The following is a 14,395-nucleotide window of genomic DNA, read 5'->3' on the forward strand; positions in this document are numbered from 1 at the left end:
ATTATTTCTTATTGAATTCTTCGTTGTTGTCAATAAAAGTGATTTTTCTCGTCGGGCTGATATTGACACGCAGGTCAAAAATATCAAAACGGTTGTAATGCCCTAAAATATCATGCATTTGTTTCGGCTGGATGCATTTCTGCAAATCGATTTCGGCATAGACAATTCCTTCGTCATCAATCAGAGGTTCTCCAATAACAGCTCCGTTTGGCCCTATAAATCCTGAAAAAGCCGATTTTTTACGCGTTAAAAGCTCATCGACATTAGGAACTTCAGGACGTAAGGCATCCATGATTTCTTTTGAAATGGTAGAACAGGAAACAATAGTGAATAATTTCCCTTCAAAGGAATGCGCGGCTGCCCGTATTTTAATCGCTTCGGCCATATCATAATCGGGTGGGGCAACGGGAAGTGAAATATAATTGGCGATATGGATCAGTTCTCCTTGTGATAAAAGGGTGAAACGCGCCAAAGTATTCGTATTCTCGCCGCAGGCTAATGTTCCGATCGGCCCGATTTCGGTATCGTAGACTTTAAGAGATGATCCGTCACCCGAAGTCCAGGTTAGTTTTTCAGCCCAGGTCGGAACTAATTTCCGGTGCTTGCCAATAATGTTTCCTTGGTTATCAATGATAAGATTGGTGTTGTAAATTTCGCCATAACTCCTGCCACGCTCGTTAATACCGATCACGACATGCATGTTATGTTCTTTGGCGGCCTGGTACAAACGTTCCATACCCGGATCTGTTACAGTTACCGAGTTTTTATACAGTTCCTCATACCATTTGCTGCCCTGTACAGGAGTCATTATCCAGTTCCAGTACGGATAACCGGCAATGAAAACTTCCGGGAAGGCAATTAATTTAGCTCCGTTCGAACTGGCTTCTTTGATAAATGAAATGGCTTTGTCAATTGTTTTTTCAGCATTGAGGAAAACAGGAGAAGTTTGAACGGTTGCCGCTTTAAATTTTGGAAAATCCATTGTTAGTTGTGCATTATGGTTAGCTATTCTATTTTTTTATCTGTTGAAAGTTACAAGCAAAATCAAATTACGAATTTACTTATTTTTTGTTTCATTTCCTCTGAAAACGGCTCCGCTTTTATACCGTTCCGATCTTCATTGAAAGCCACATTCACCAAAGTTACTTCGCCTTCAAGGCATGTTTTTCCAGCTTCATCTTCAAACCGGAACCCACACAGGACTGAAGCGCCTCCAAGATTTTGTACCCAAAGTTTTTTGGTGAGGATTTCTCCTAAACGGGCTGCTTTTTTGAATTGTACTTTCAGGTCTACTGTCGGGATGCCGTTGGTTTCATGTATTTTGGAAAACGGACGGTCCAAAGCTTCTTCAAACCAGTCTTCCACTAGGCAATTCAGCATTTCGAGGAATCTCGGATAGAATACGATTCCGGCGTAATCAACATGTTGAAAACGGATTTTTTCTTGTTTTATAAAAGGTTGGTTCATTCGGTTATAATTAATTTAAAACTGTTCTGCCGCGGCTTTTTTCCAGAAAAACAAAAAGGGAGAAGGCACGGTATTTTCATTCAAAAGGCAACCCGTTTCAATTTCAGGGTACATTTCGTAGTAGGTTTCTATTTTTGTTCCGCTCACCCTGGCACTAATTACCGTCCGGTCTACATCATCAGGATGCTCGAGCCCCGCGGAAGCCATTAATTCCATTGCGCTTTTGACCGTTTCATGCTGAAATCTTGCCACTCGTACGCTTTTTTCTTCAGGGACAAGCCCCTTGACTAGTTTAGGATCCTGCGTAGCTACGCCGGTAGGGCAGGTGTTGGCGTGGCATTCCAAAGCTTGTATACAGCCAAGGGCAAACATCATCCCTCTGGCAGAATTGCAGACATCGGCACCAATGGAAAGGCATTTGATGATATCGAAACCGGTAATTACTTTTCCGCTGGCGATAATCTTTATTTCGTTCTTGATCCCGAAACCGTTCAGGCAGTCGTAAACAAAAGCCAATGCTTCACGCAACGGCATTCCCACGTGGTCTGAATATTCCTGCGGTGCCGCTCCTGTTCCGCCTTCGCCACCATCAACAGTAATAAAATCGAAATAGGTTTTGGTTTGCACCATGGCTTTACAGATGGAAATAAATTCCGATTTGTTCCCAATGCAGATTTTCATTCCGATAGGTTTTCCACCCGAGCCTTTTCGAAGCAATCGGATAAAATCCATCAGTTCCAAAGGAGTTGAAAAGGCGGAATGCCGTGGTGGCGAAATAATATCGTTGCCTTTCTCTACCAAACGGATGGCTGCGATTTCATCGGTTACTTTTTGTTTGGGCAAAATTCCGCCATGGCCTGGTTTTGCACCTTGGGAAAATTTGATTTCAATCATTTTTACGTTTTCCAAAGTGGCTCTTTTGACAAATTCCTCATAGGAAAACTTCCCGTTTTTGTCACGACAGCTAAAATAGCCGGTTCCGATATTCCAAACCACATCACCGCCAGGTTCCAAGTGATAGGGAGAAAGGCCGCCTTCTCCTGTATTGTGATAAAAACCACCTTGTTTAGCGCCTGAATTCAAAGCCAGGATAGCATTTTTGCTCAATGATCCATAACTCATGGCACTAATATTGAACAAACTGGCCCTATAGGGTTTTTCGCATTGGGACGAACCGATTGCAACCCTTGGGTTTGGATTTACTTCCGAAAAGGGAATGGCTTTAATACTGTGGTTGATCCATTTATAACCCGGTTCGTATACATTAAGCTGTGTCCCGAAAGGCATCGAATCGGTTTCTTTCTTGCTTCTTTGGTATACCAGGCTTCGCTGTAACCTGTTGAAAGGTTTGCCTTCCGTATCTGTTTCAACAAAATACTGGCGCATTTCAGGCCCGATGGATTCCAATAAATACCGCATCCGCCCTAGTAATGGAAAATTTCTTTTAATGGTTTGTTTCGATTGGAACATATCATGCAGCCCCATACTGATTAAAGGAATGAAAATCAATAACAGCAGGCTGAATTTCCAATTTACGTAAATAAGCATCGCTGTAATGGAAAGTACTGTGATGCTGAAAATGATAAATACTTTTCTCATAAGACTTCTATTTTAATTTAAATCTCTGAATTTTGCCGGTTTCCGTTTTAGGCAACGCTTCTGTAAAATTAATTACCCTTGGATATTTGTACGGAGCTGCTACTTCTTTGAACCACTGCTGTATAGATTCAGCCAATTGATTTGTTGCTTTATCTTTATCTTTTAAAACCACATGGGCGCAAACCAACATTCCGCGTTCTTCATCGGGCAAACCGACCACGGCACATTCCAGGATATCGTCGTGGGTTAAAAGTACGCTTTCTACCTCAATTGCAGCGATATTATAGCCGGAAGATATGATCATATCATCACCACGGGCCACAAACCAGAAAAAACCTTCTTCATCCTGGCGGAAAATATCACCGGTAAGGTTCCAGCCGTTTGCTACATATTCTTTTTGTTTCTCTTCACGGTTCAGGTATTTGCAACCTGTGATTCCGCGTACGGCCAGGCGTCCTGGCGTATTTAAAGGCAATTCTTTTCCTTGCGGGTCAATGATTTTTCCTTCATAACCTGTAATGGCCACACCTGTTGAGCCGGGTTTCATATTTTCTTCATTGGAAGAGATGAAAATATGCAGCATTTCCGTGGCGCCAATGCCATCAATGATTTTCAATCCGGTTGCCGCATGCCAATCTTCCCAAACCTTTAAAGGCAATGTTTCTCCGGCAGAAACGCATTTGCGCAAGCTGGAAATATTATATTCGGAAGCTTTCGCGGTAAGTACCCTCCAAGCTGTTGGCGCCGTAAAACATATGGTAACCTTGTGGTTTTGAATAGCCTGAAGCAATAGATCAGGTGTTGGTTTTTCGATTAAAAAAGTAGACGCACCGAAATACATCGGAAATAAAACCAATCCTCCCAAACCAAAAGTAAAACCCAAGGGCGGGCTTCCGGTAAAAATATCGTTGGCAACCGGCTGTAGGGAATATTGCGGGAATGCTTCGCAGATATTCAGGATATCTTTGTGGAAATGAGTGGTCATTTTAGGCAATCCTGTTGTTCCTGAAGTAAAACCGATTAGTGCGATACTGTCCGATTTCGTATGGTAATTCACAAACGTTTTCGGTTTGCCGACCATCAGGTTTTCCAGCTCCGCCTGGCGATAATAGCAAATCCTTTTTAAAAACGGGGAGATGACCAATTCCATTTCTTCTGTTAACGAACTGTCGCACAACACATGTGAAATTTCGGCACAATCAATAATTGTCGTAAGTTCTTTTGAACGCAGTAAAGGCATGGTGGCTACAACAATTCCACCGGCTTTCAGAATAGCATACCAACAAGCAACCATCATGGGGTTATTGGCCGAACGGATCAGTACCCTGTTTCCTGATTTGAGCCCAAGATCATCTATCAATACATGCGCAATCTGGTTGGCTTTTTCAAATAATTCCCTGTATGTCCATTCTTCTTCAAATGTCCGAAGGCAAACCGCTTCACCATGGCCGTTCTGGATATGATAGTCCAGGAGCCTTTCCACGCAGTTGAGCATATCAGGATGTTGGAATTGCGGCAAGTCCGTAAAAACATAATCAGGCTGCAAATCCAGGCTAGGCAATCTATTATGTGCAAAATTATCGTCGTAGTGCTTCATGGCTTAGTTTTTCTTGTGGCTTTCCGGTTTGAGTGCTTTTTTCATTCCTTCTGTAGTTTTTCTTTCAGAAGCTTTCAATGGATATAAATGAGAGGTTCCCGCCATGTATTGTTTTGGAATGTCCTCCGGTTGAAATCCTTCGTATGCCTGGGCGTTCCGTACAAAATTAGGATCTAAAAGCAATGGCCTTCCCAAAGCGACAAGATCGGCCCTTCCGTTAAGCAAAATCGTGTTGATTTGATCGATATCCTGGATATAACCTGTTGCAATGGTCGGAATATGAACCGTATTGCGCACCATATCCGAAAACGGAGTCTGCCACATCCTGCCTACTTGAGGCTTTTGATGGGAAACCGTATTTCCTGTCGAAACATTGATAATATCGGCACCGGCATTTTTGAATGCTTCGCAGATAAAAACCACATCGGTTTCAGTAATTCCGCCTGCAGCCCAGTCCGAAGCAGATATCCTTACTGACATTGGTTTTTCTTTTGGGAATACCTTTCGCATTTCAGTAAAAACACGCAACGGGAACCGCAACCTGTTTTCTCGGCTTCCGCCAAAATCATCTGTGCGGGCATTGGTTAAAGGAGATAGGAAAGAGGCTAGTAAAAAACCATGATGTGCCTGTAATTCGATCATGTCAAAACCAGCTGCATCTGCATGTTTAGCGGCTTGGACAAACTCTTCGGTAACTTTGTCCATATCTTCCAGGGTCATTTCTTTTGGAACGGACATTTTCTCGTTAAACGCAAGCGGAGAAGCGGAAATAAGCCCCCATGCAGCTTCCAAAGGTTCGCTACCGGTGGCTTCCCAAGGCTTTTTCACGGCACCTTTCCGACCGGAATGCCCTAATTGGATGCCTATTTTTGTTTGGGTATTGTTATGGATGAAATCGGTAATTTTTTTCCAGCTTTGCACCTGATCTTCATTATAGATACCGGCGCAACCTAAAGTAATCCTTCCAGTTTGTGAAACCGCCGTCATCTCGGTCAGGATTAGTCCAAGGCCTCCCAAAGCACGTGTAGTATAATGGGAGAAATGCCAATCGTTTATCAATCCGTTTTCGGCAGAATATTGCCCCATCGGCGACATTACGATCCTATTTTGCAATACCATTTCACGCAATTGGAAAGGGGTAAAAGCGGCAGGTGTTTTAAGGTCCGGGCTTTTTATTTTGGAATTGAATCCGGCCAGGACTTTTTGAGGGAAAGAGGCATCGCGGATGGCCAGGTTCTCGAAAGTAACTTTTTTGGAACGGGTCATGCACCCGAAAGCAAACTGCATAAAATCATGCTGGATATGCCTGTCCATATGCTCAAACCAATCCAGGGAAACATTCGCGGCATGCTGGATCATTTCAACACGGTTCCTGCGGGATTTTTCATATTGCGCAAATGCCTCGAGGACATTGTTTTGATTTACCACTACAGCATCCGAAAGCGCGATGGCACATTCCATGGCCAATTTTGTCCCGGACCCAATCGAGTAATGGGCCGTAGCTTTGGCATCTCCCAATAAAACAATATTGTCTTTGTGCCATTTCCCATTGGTTACATACGGAAACTGGCGCCAGTGTGATTTGTTGGTAATCAAAGGGTGCCCGTCCAGTTCTTCTTTAAAGATTTCGGCAATTTTCCGGACTGTTTCCGCTTCGTTTTCCACTTCGAACCCGGCTTTTTTCCAGGTTTCATCAGAACATTCAAAAATCCAGGTACTCATCCCGGCTTCGTATTGATAGGTGTGTGCTACAAAAGTGCCAAAAGGGGTTGTCCGGAAAAAATACGTAAAAGCATCCAGCGGTTTTGTAGAACCCAACCAGACAAAACGGTTTTTCTGCAGGGTAACTTTAGTTTCAAAATCTGAAGCAAATTGCGTTCGGACAACGCTTCCAATCCCATCGCAGGCCACGATAATATCGCTGTCGTCAAATTGGGTCAGATCGTCTATATTTTGTTCGAAATGCAGGTTAACGCCTTCTTCGGTGCACCGTTGCTGTAATAATTGAAGTAATGTTTTTCGGGAGCAGCCACAAAAACCATTACCTGAAACACTTACATTTTCGCCATCCCGGGCTACGACAATATCGTCCCAATAGGCAAATTTACTGCGGATCAGCTCATAAGACCGGGTATCCCTGGTAAGGAATTCGCCTAAGGTTTCATCGGAAAAAACCACTCCAAAACCAAAACTGTCATCTGATTTGTTGCGTTCGTACACATCAATCTGACAGTCGGGAATGGCTTTTTTTGTCAATATCGAAAAATAGAGTCCTCCGGGACCTCCACCAATTACTGTTATTTTCATATTATTTTTGATTCAGGTGCTTGAAATTTAATTTGTATGGAAAATGACTTAGCCTCTCTTAATCGAGAAAATTTCGCCCAATTTGGAATAATTGGAACCCGCCAAACGGGCTACGGGCTTATAGGTTTCCATATTGATCTTAAAGTCGTCCAATAAGACACTTTCATCCACATGGAACAGTATTACACGACCTATAATTATGGTGGCGCCGCCGTGTTTATGATCTTCCAGCGTATAATGATGCACCAGTTCGCATTCCATCTGTATCGGGCTTTCCTTTACCCTCGGGGCTTTCACTTTTACCGATGGGAGAGGAGTGAGGCCTGCCAATGCAAATTCGTCAACTTCTGGAGAAACGGCCTGCGAAGTGGTATTCATCTGTTCCACAATGGCTTCCACGACCATATTGACTACAAACTGGCCGGTCGCCAAGACGTTATTCAGAGTGTCTTTATTGGAATTGTTGGTGCGGACAGTCGAGAACAATACATGCGGCGGATCTTCTCCAACGGCATTAAAAAAAGAAAAAGGAGCGAGGTTTGGTACCCCTTCTGCGCTAACCGTAGAAATCCATCCGATGGGCCTCGGAATTACTGCTCCGGTCAATAATTTATAGGTAGCTTTTTGGTCAATTAGCTGTGGGTCAAATTCCATTGAATTTTGTGTTGTATTGCTACAAATAAACTAAAAAAAATGCGGAATTTGAAATATTTTATGGCCAACTTATCATAATTTTGCAAAAAATCTTTTACCGCAAAAACCATGTCGTATTACAAAATTGAAAACTTAGAGCATTACTTTAAAATGTATAAAAAATCGGTCCGGGAACCTCGAAAATTCTGGGATAAGATTGCTGATGAAAATTTCGTCTGGTACCAAAAATGGGACAAAGTATTTGATTTCGACATGCAAAAAGCCGAATTTAAGTGGTTTGTTGATGCAAAAGTGAATATTACCAAGAATTGTATAGACAGGCATTTAGCCCGCAGGGGAGAGAAAACAGCTATTATTTTCGAACCCAACAACCCAAATGAAGAAGCGCAGCATATCAGTTATAACGAGTTATATGCAAGAGTGGCCAAAATGGCGAACGTACTTCGGGACCAGGGCATTAAAAAAGGGGACAGGGTTTGCATTTACTTGCCGATGATCCCTGAATTAGCGGTTTCGGTACTGGCCTGCGCAAGGATTGGTGCGATTCATTCGGTAATATTTGCCGGGTTTTCCGCTTCAGCCGTGGCAGCCCGTATTAGTGATTGCGAATGTAAAATGGTGATTACTTCCGATGGTGGGTTCAGAGGCAATAAAACAATCGATTTGAAAGGAATTGTAGATGAAGCCCTGGAAAAATGCCCAACCGTTTCTACTGTATTGGTGGCGCAAAGAATCCATACTCCCATACCGATGAAAGAAGGGAGGGACCTTTGGCTACAGCCATTGCTTGACGAAGCCATTCCTAACAATGTAGCAGAAATAATGGATGCTGAAGACCCTTTGTTCATCTTATATACTTCCGGTTCGACCGGGAAACCGAAAGGAATGCTGCATACCATTGCCGGTTATATGGTTTATACGGCGTATACCTTCAAGAATATTTTCAATTATGAAGAAAACGATATTTATTGGTGTACTGCGGATATTGGCTGGATAACAGGCCATTCCTATATTTTATACGGGCCACTTTTAAACGGGGCGACCACCGTTATTTTTGAAGGGATTCCGTCGTATCCGGATTCAAGCAGGTTTTGGGAAGTGATTGAAAAACATAAAATCACCCAATTTTATACCGCACCGACAGCCATTCGGGCCTTGGCCAAAGAAAGCCTGGATTATGTCCAGAAATTCCCTTTAAAATCATTAAAAGTGATTGGTTCGGTAGGAGAACCTATAAACGAAGAAGCCTGGCATTGGTACAACGACCATGTTGGAGGAAAGCGCTGTCCTTTGGTAGACACCTGGTGGCAAACGGAAACGGGCGGCATCATGATCTCACCGGTTCCTTTCGTAACCCCAACAAAACCAACCTATGCCACGCTGCCTTTACCAGGAATACAACCCGTTTTGATGGACGAACTTCGAAATGAAATTGATGGGAACCAGGTTACGGGAAGTTTGTGCATCAAGTTTCCATGGCCGGCAATGGCCCGGACCATTTGGGGCGATCACCAGCGGTTTATAGACACCTATTTTAAAGCTTTTCCAGGGAAATATTTTACCGGTGACGGGGCTTTGCGGGACGAAGTAGGCTATTATAGGATTACCGGCCGTGTAGATGACGTGATTATTGTTTCAGGCCATAATTTAGGTACGGCACCTATTGAAGACGCCATTAACGAGCATCCGGCAGTAGCCGAAAGTGCCATTGTAGGTTTCCCTCATGATATAAAAGGAAATGCCCTATACGGATTTATTATCCTGAAGGAAGTGGGTGAAAGCCGTGTAAAAGAAAACCTCGAAATTGAAATTAACCAACTGATATCAAACCAGATAGGCCCTATTGCAAAATTAGACAAAGTGCAGTTTGTGTCCGGTTTGCCCAAAACGCGTTCCGGGAAAATCATGCGCCGTATATTACGGAAAATAGCAGAAGGGGATTTTTCCAATTTTGGGGATACTTCCACTTTGCTGAACCCTGAGATCGTAGATGAAATAAAAGAAGGGAAACTGTAAATAAACAACCAAAGCCAATATCTTTACAAATAAAACCATAGCTTTGCATTTGATTTTCAAAATTTTAAAGCCTTAAATACAATTTATATTTGATGAAAAAAACTACTTTTTTTAAAGCGGCGACTACTGTCTTTATTTTTTCTTGCTTTTCTTCCCATTCTCAAAACCTAAAACCTTTTTCACCCAGGTATGATGCTGATGTAAAAGGAGATATGCTTTTAATTGGCAATAATATACTAAACAGGAAAACAGCTACTATTGAGCCTGAAATCTCTTATAATGGAAGTGGTTTCAATTCTGATTTTATCATGGAATATATCGATATTGATACTGATGCCGCGACTTTTAGCTCCAGTAGTGCGAATTTGACAAATCCAAGGCCAGGCGGGGACAATTGCTATAAAATCGTATATGCTGGGTTGTATTGGGGAGCTATGCTTCAAACAGGAAGCAGGGCCGATATCAATAAAGTAAAATTAAAACTGCCAACAGGCGATTATAATGACATAACCGGGGAAATTATTTATGATACCAACCTAACGCCCATAGGAAATGATAATAATAAACCATATGCCTGTTATGCCGATGTAACTTCTTTAATAACACCATTGCAGAATCCGGCAGGAACGTATACCGTAGCAAATGTCTTATCAAGTGAAGGGTCAAACGGAGGTACCGGTTTAAGTGCCGGATGGTCCTTGGTTATTGTATATGAAGATCTTTCTTTGTCAAGTAAATCAATTGTGACTTTTGATGGTTTCAGCGGTATTGGAGGAGCGACTGTATTAGACATCCCGATTTCAGGATTTAGGACTATCCCTTCAGGACCGGTCAATGCAAAATTTGCCATGGCAGCTTTGGAAGGGGACAAACCTATTCAAGGAGATTATCTAAAGATAAACGGAAGTACGATTTCAACTCCTGAAAGAGTAGCTGACAACTTCTTCAACAGCAGCATTAATATTGCAACAGGCCCTTTTACAAACAGAATACCCAACAGCAGCAACACTTTAGGTTATGATACAGGTATTTTGAATATCAATAATCCTGCAAATACAGTCATTGGGAACAATGTTACGAGTACAACGATTCGTTTGGGAAGTACACAGGATGTTTATTTCTACTATTTCAATGCTTTTGCAGTCGAGATTATTGCTCCGAAAATTTTACTTTCTACCGAAGTGGAAGATCTTGCCGGGTCTCCGATTAACACTGCAAATGTAGGGCAAGCGGTCAATTATGTAATCGGATTTGAAAATATTGGAAACGATAATGCAACCTCTTTTACCATTAAAGACATCCTCCCTGGCAATGTGTTATTCAACCCCGCTGATTTAATCCTGCCTCCCGGAGTCTCCTATACCTATAATGCGGCTACCCGTATGCTGCTGTTTACAATTGATAATAGTTTAGTAGAAACCGGCGATCCGCGAATCGAGATTATAGTAAAAGTAACGATGTATCCTTCCTGTAATGATTATATCAGCTCTTGCTCAAGCTTTGTTCAAAACCAAGCCTTTTCGACTTATTCCGGGACATTGAGTTCCAACGTGTTTTCAGATGAAGGCAGTACTGCCGTGTTTGAATCCTGTAATACAGCACCAGTAACACCTACAATCTTTACCATCAATTTGAATAGTTGTAATTTTACAACAAACGAAACCCTTTGTGGCAGTGCCGTTACCCTAGTTGCAGCTGAAGGTTACCAAAGCTATAACTGGTCAGGTCCTGGAACCATAATTCCTGTGCCAGGGACAAATAACCGGGAAATATCAGTTGACACAGCTGGGACTTATACTGTAAATGACCATGCAGGTTCGGCTAATTGCCTTTCTATTGTCGAGACTTTTATAGTTACTCCTTGTTTGAGTACAGAAGACATACAGAAAGATGAAATGAAGCTGTATCCGAACCCGGTTACTGATATTTTTACCATTACAGGCAACATGGTAATTGAAAACCTCATTATCTATAATCCATTGGGGCAAGAAATAATTTCATTTGAAGGCAACCGCAAAGAATATGTCATTGACCAGATTCCGTCAGGTACTTATATAGCTAAAATTCAAGCGCAAAACGGGATTTACATTGCCCGGATACTAAAAAAATAAACCTTTATTCATATAACTAAATCAAGGATTGAAAAGCAACTTTTCAATCCTTGATTTTTTATTTAAGGCCCAAGCGGGATTTTAATTTCAGGAATAATAAGGCGATGGAAAAAGCATCGTCCGCACTGGAAACCCTGTCCGGTTTCTGGATTTTATACTGCGATATCAATTCCAACAATGAGAAATTCTTATCATTGATATCATGGAGTTTTTTGTGCATGATTTCAATATCCAGCGCTTCGTTTTTAATGCGCCCGCAATCCAATTTATCCAAAGCCTCATTAATGATATCGATATCAAAATGGATTCTGTGCCCAACTAAAATACTATTGCCGATATATTGAATAAAATGCTCAATTACAGCATCTTCAGATTCATACCGGTTTTCATTTATAGAAATTTCGAGGCTGTCGCTAATCAAAATGGTATCGTTTACAATGGCAACGGCACCAAAAGAGACCACCACATCTTTTTTCGGGTCGATCCCAGTGGTTTCAACACTCAACGCAATGTACCGATTTGATTTCTCATCAAATTTAGCGATATATTCCTTCCAGAATTCCGGATAGGGTTTGTTGATGTTTTTAATCCAGTCAAACATATTTTTATGAAAATTGTGTTAGTTGAAATTTGTCTTTAATCAGTTCTTCCAGGTTACGGAAAGGCATTAAAGCATGCTTCAGTTTTTCTTTATCTGTTTTGGAAAGCTCATCGATATCGATAAATTCTCCGGTATTGTCATTTTTCAATCCTTCCATAGCCCTGAATTTCGACAATACCAGGAATGCTTCAGCACATTCGAGGTATATTTCGGCATGGTTTGCATCGGAAATGGCCAATTGCTTGAACCTTGAATACGTATTGTTGATTCCTTTTATCCCGAAACTCAACACCAATAACCGCGCACATTCCGTTAAAGGCATCAATCCTTTGGTCTTGATATCGAATTTTCCTTTGTTTTCGCCTTCTTCTTCCAGGTTGAATTTTTTAAAGAAATTGAGCGGCGCCGGTTTTCTTAAGGCATCATTTCCCAGATAATCGTAAAAAAGAGTATTGTTCTTGACGTTTTTGAAAATATTCTCGGTAATCGCGTTCTCAATGCTTTGTTCTCCGAAGGCAAGTTCATAATCAAAGAAAATCGTACAGCTTTCATTGGTGTTTTCACCTGGAGTATTAATCCAGCTATTGTATTGTTTTACCCAGTCTGTCAATGACTTACATAAATTTGTATTGTTGGCAACATGGCCATATGGGCAATGCAGGAAACCAACTTGTTCCAATGTTCCTGTGGTTTTTTTGGCCAGCTGCAGGAAATAATCTTTGACATCGCGGTATTTTTCGGCTGAAACATCTTGAAAAACCAATATATTATCATGGTCGGTATACAACAATTGCTCTTTACGCCCCTGGCTTCCAATACTTAAGAAAGCAAAAGGGACAGGAGGGGAGCCCAATTCCAAAATAGCCTGTTCGACAGCTCTTCTGACAATCGCCAATGTAACTTCGCCGGCAATCGCATTAATATGATTGAGCGGAATATTTTTAGAAATGGATGTTTGAATGATACTCGTTAAACTTTCCCTGACATGCTTGAGTTCTGCCGCAGAAAGCGACCGTTTGATTTCTTTGAGCAAAACGCCCGGATTGTTGGCCTGGGCAGCAATTAAATCATTTTGCGAAATAATCCCTTTTATAGGTGTTTTATCGGTACCGTCTTCCGTAACACACAAATGGTTCAGGTTATGGGTAATCATCACCAATTGAGCTTCCGCCAAAGAAATATTCTCAGGAACGGTCAACACGGGAGAAGTCATTATTTTATCTATGAAAGATTGAATCCCATGCTTCCCGGTAGCGACTTTTGCCCGGAAATCGGAATCGGTTACAATCCCTTTGGCCAAATTGTTTTCGACAACAAGAGCACTTTCAATCAAATTATCACTCATTAATTCAGCCACTTCCTTTATGGAATCTTCTCTTTTAACCTTTAACGGGTTTTTATTATAAGTCAAGGATTGAAAATAGGACACATCAGATTGGTTATCAGATAAATGAAGATTATCCGAAAGGAAATTCCGTGTATTTTCCTTATCCAGCGGGTTGCGGGTATTTGTGGCGAAACTTTCCAATAAAAAGTTCAGGACTTCTGAATTCTGCAGGGCAAAAGGCTTAAAAACATCAATTGGAATAGCGTAAACGATGCTTTCTTCGCGTGCTTTTGCAGTCATTTGGTAATTATTTTTGGCAAAAAACGGTCGCAACCCAAAAATATCGCCAGGATAGCATTTGTTCAGCAACGATTCTTCGGCATCAGAAATTACGGTAAGATGGATAACACCGGAATTCAGTACATAAAACGAATCATGTAACGAATCATTGATCTGGAATAACGTTTTGTCTTTTTCCAGATTGATTACCCGGATAGCGTTTGCGATTTTCTTCAAGTCATCAAAGCTCAGGTAATTAAAAGGCTTGTATGCTTTTAAAAAAAGGGCGACACGTTCTGTAATGGAATTGCTCATAGCTGTACAAATTACTAAAAGGTAAATTTACAGACAAATTTTGTAAGAAAGAAGTGTTATTTGAAATATTCTATTTTACATAATATAAATTATAGTTCAAATAGAGCGACTAAAAACAAGGC

At 41.4% G+C, this 14,395-nt stretch carries 10 protein-coding genes; 2 read left to right on the top strand and 8 right to left on the bottom strand.

Going from position 1 to position 14,395, the window contains the following annotated elements; all coding sequences use genetic code 11:
- Nucleotide 1: 1 nt before the first annotated feature.
- From E4635_RS01715 to E4635_RS01740, 6 genes are all read right to left on the bottom strand, one after another.
- The gene (locus E4635_RS01715; RefSeq protein WP_135524883.1) at nt 2–982 is read right to left on the bottom strand and encodes a carbon-nitrogen hydrolase family protein; all 981 of its coding nucleotides are present in this window, start codon (nt 980–982) and stop codon (nt 2–4) included.
- A gap of 62 nt (nt 983–1,044) precedes the next feature.
- Nucleotides 1,045–1,467, bottom strand: a complete 423-nt coding sequence (locus E4635_RS01720; protein ID WP_135524884.1) for an acyl-CoA thioesterase — start codon at nt 1,465–1,467, stop codon at nt 1,045–1,047.
- 15 nt (nt 1,468–1,482) lie between these two features.
- Nucleotides 1,483–3,066, bottom strand: coding sequence for an FMN-binding glutamate synthase family protein (locus tag E4635_RS01725; protein ID WP_135524885.1), 1,584 nt, complete (start codon nt 3,064–3,066; stop codon nt 1,483–1,485).
- 7 nt (nt 3,067–3,073) lie between these two features.
- On the bottom strand, nt 3,074–4,663 hold the full coding sequence (locus E4635_RS01730) for an AMP-binding protein (protein WP_135524886.1): 1,590 nt from the start codon (nt 4,661–4,663) through the stop codon (nt 3,074–3,076).
- A gap of 3 nt (nt 4,664–4,666) precedes the next feature.
- Nucleotides 4,667–6,970 (bottom strand): oxidoreductase, encoded by a 2,304-nt coding sequence (locus E4635_RS01735; protein ID WP_135524887.1) that lies wholly within the window; start codon nt 6,968–6,970, stop codon nt 4,667–4,669.
- Between the two features lie 48 nt (nt 6,971–7,018).
- Complete coding sequence (locus E4635_RS01740) at nt 7,019–7,624, bottom strand: flavin reductase family protein (protein WP_135524888.1); 606 nt, start codon at nt 7,622–7,624, stop codon at nt 7,019–7,021.
- A 108-nt stretch (nt 7,625–7,732) separates the two neighbouring features.
- Here E4635_RS01740 and acs point away from each other — a divergent pair, with 108 nt between their 5' ends.
- Nucleotides 7,733–9,640 (top strand): acetate--CoA ligase, encoded by a 1,908-nt coding sequence (gene acs, locus E4635_RS01745; RefSeq protein ID WP_135524889.1) that lies wholly within the window; start codon nt 7,733–7,735, stop codon nt 9,638–9,640.
- A 92-nt stretch (nt 9,641–9,732) separates the two neighbouring features.
- Nucleotides 9,733–11,751, top strand: coding sequence for a T9SS type A sorting domain-containing protein (locus E4635_RS01750; RefSeq protein ID WP_135524890.1), 2,019 nt, complete (start codon nt 9,733–9,735; stop codon nt 11,749–11,751).
- 58 nt (nt 11,752–11,809) lie between these two features.
- Here the strand turns inward: E4635_RS01750 and E4635_RS01755 are convergent, their stop codons facing one another.
- Nucleotides 11,810–12,352, bottom strand: a complete 543-nt coding sequence (locus E4635_RS01755) for a 3'-5' exonuclease (protein ID WP_135524891.1) — start codon at nt 12,350–12,352, stop codon at nt 11,810–11,812.
- A gap of 4 nt (nt 12,353–12,356) precedes the next feature.
- Nucleotides 12,357–14,273 (bottom strand): DUF294 nucleotidyltransferase-like domain-containing protein, encoded by a 1,917-nt coding sequence (locus tag E4635_RS01760; protein ID WP_135524892.1) that lies wholly within the window; start codon nt 14,271–14,273, stop codon nt 12,357–12,359.
- Nucleotides 14,274–14,395 lie beyond the last annotated feature (122 nt).

It is taken from the genome of Flavobacterium humi (genome assembly GCF_004745595.1).
Taxonomy (GTDB): Bacteria; Bacteroidota; Bacteroidia; order Flavobacteriales; family Flavobacteriaceae; genus Flavobacterium; species Flavobacterium humi.

Coding starts and splice junctions, on each gene's coding strand:
- E4635_RS01750 (WP_135524890.1), top strand. CDS start 9,733: ATGAAAAAAACTACTTTTTTTAAAGCGGCGACTACTGTCTTTATTTTT.
- E4635_RS01735 (WP_135524887.1), bottom strand. CDS start 6,970: ATGAAAATAACAGTAATTGGTGGAGGTCCCGGAGGACTCTATTTTTCG.
- E4635_RS01740 (WP_135524888.1), bottom strand. CDS start 7,624: ATGGAATTTGACCCACAGCTAATTGACCAAAAAGCTACCTATAAATTA.
- E4635_RS01725 (WP_135524885.1), bottom strand. CDS start 3,066: ATGAGAAAAGTATTTATCATTTTCAGCATCACAGTACTTTCCATTACA.
- acs (WP_135524889.1), top strand. CDS start 7,733: ATGTCGTATTACAAAATTGAAAACTTAGAGCATTACTTTAAAATGTAT.
- E4635_RS01730 (WP_135524886.1), bottom strand. CDS start 4,663: ATGAAGCACTACGACGATAATTTTGCACATAATAGATTGCCTAGCCTG.
- E4635_RS01720 (WP_135524884.1), bottom strand. CDS start 1,467: ATGAACCAACCTTTTATAAAACAAGAAAAAATCCGTTTTCAACATGTT.
- E4635_RS01715 (WP_135524883.1), bottom strand. CDS start 982: ATGGATTTTCCAAAATTTAAAGCGGCAACCGTTCAAACTTCTCCTGTT.
- E4635_RS01760 (WP_135524892.1), bottom strand. CDS start 14,273: ATGAGCAATTCCATTACAGAACGTGTCGCCCTTTTTTTAAAAGCATAC.
- E4635_RS01755 (WP_135524891.1), bottom strand. CDS start 12,352: ATGTTTGACTGGATTAAAAACATCAACAAACCCTATCCGGAATTCTGG.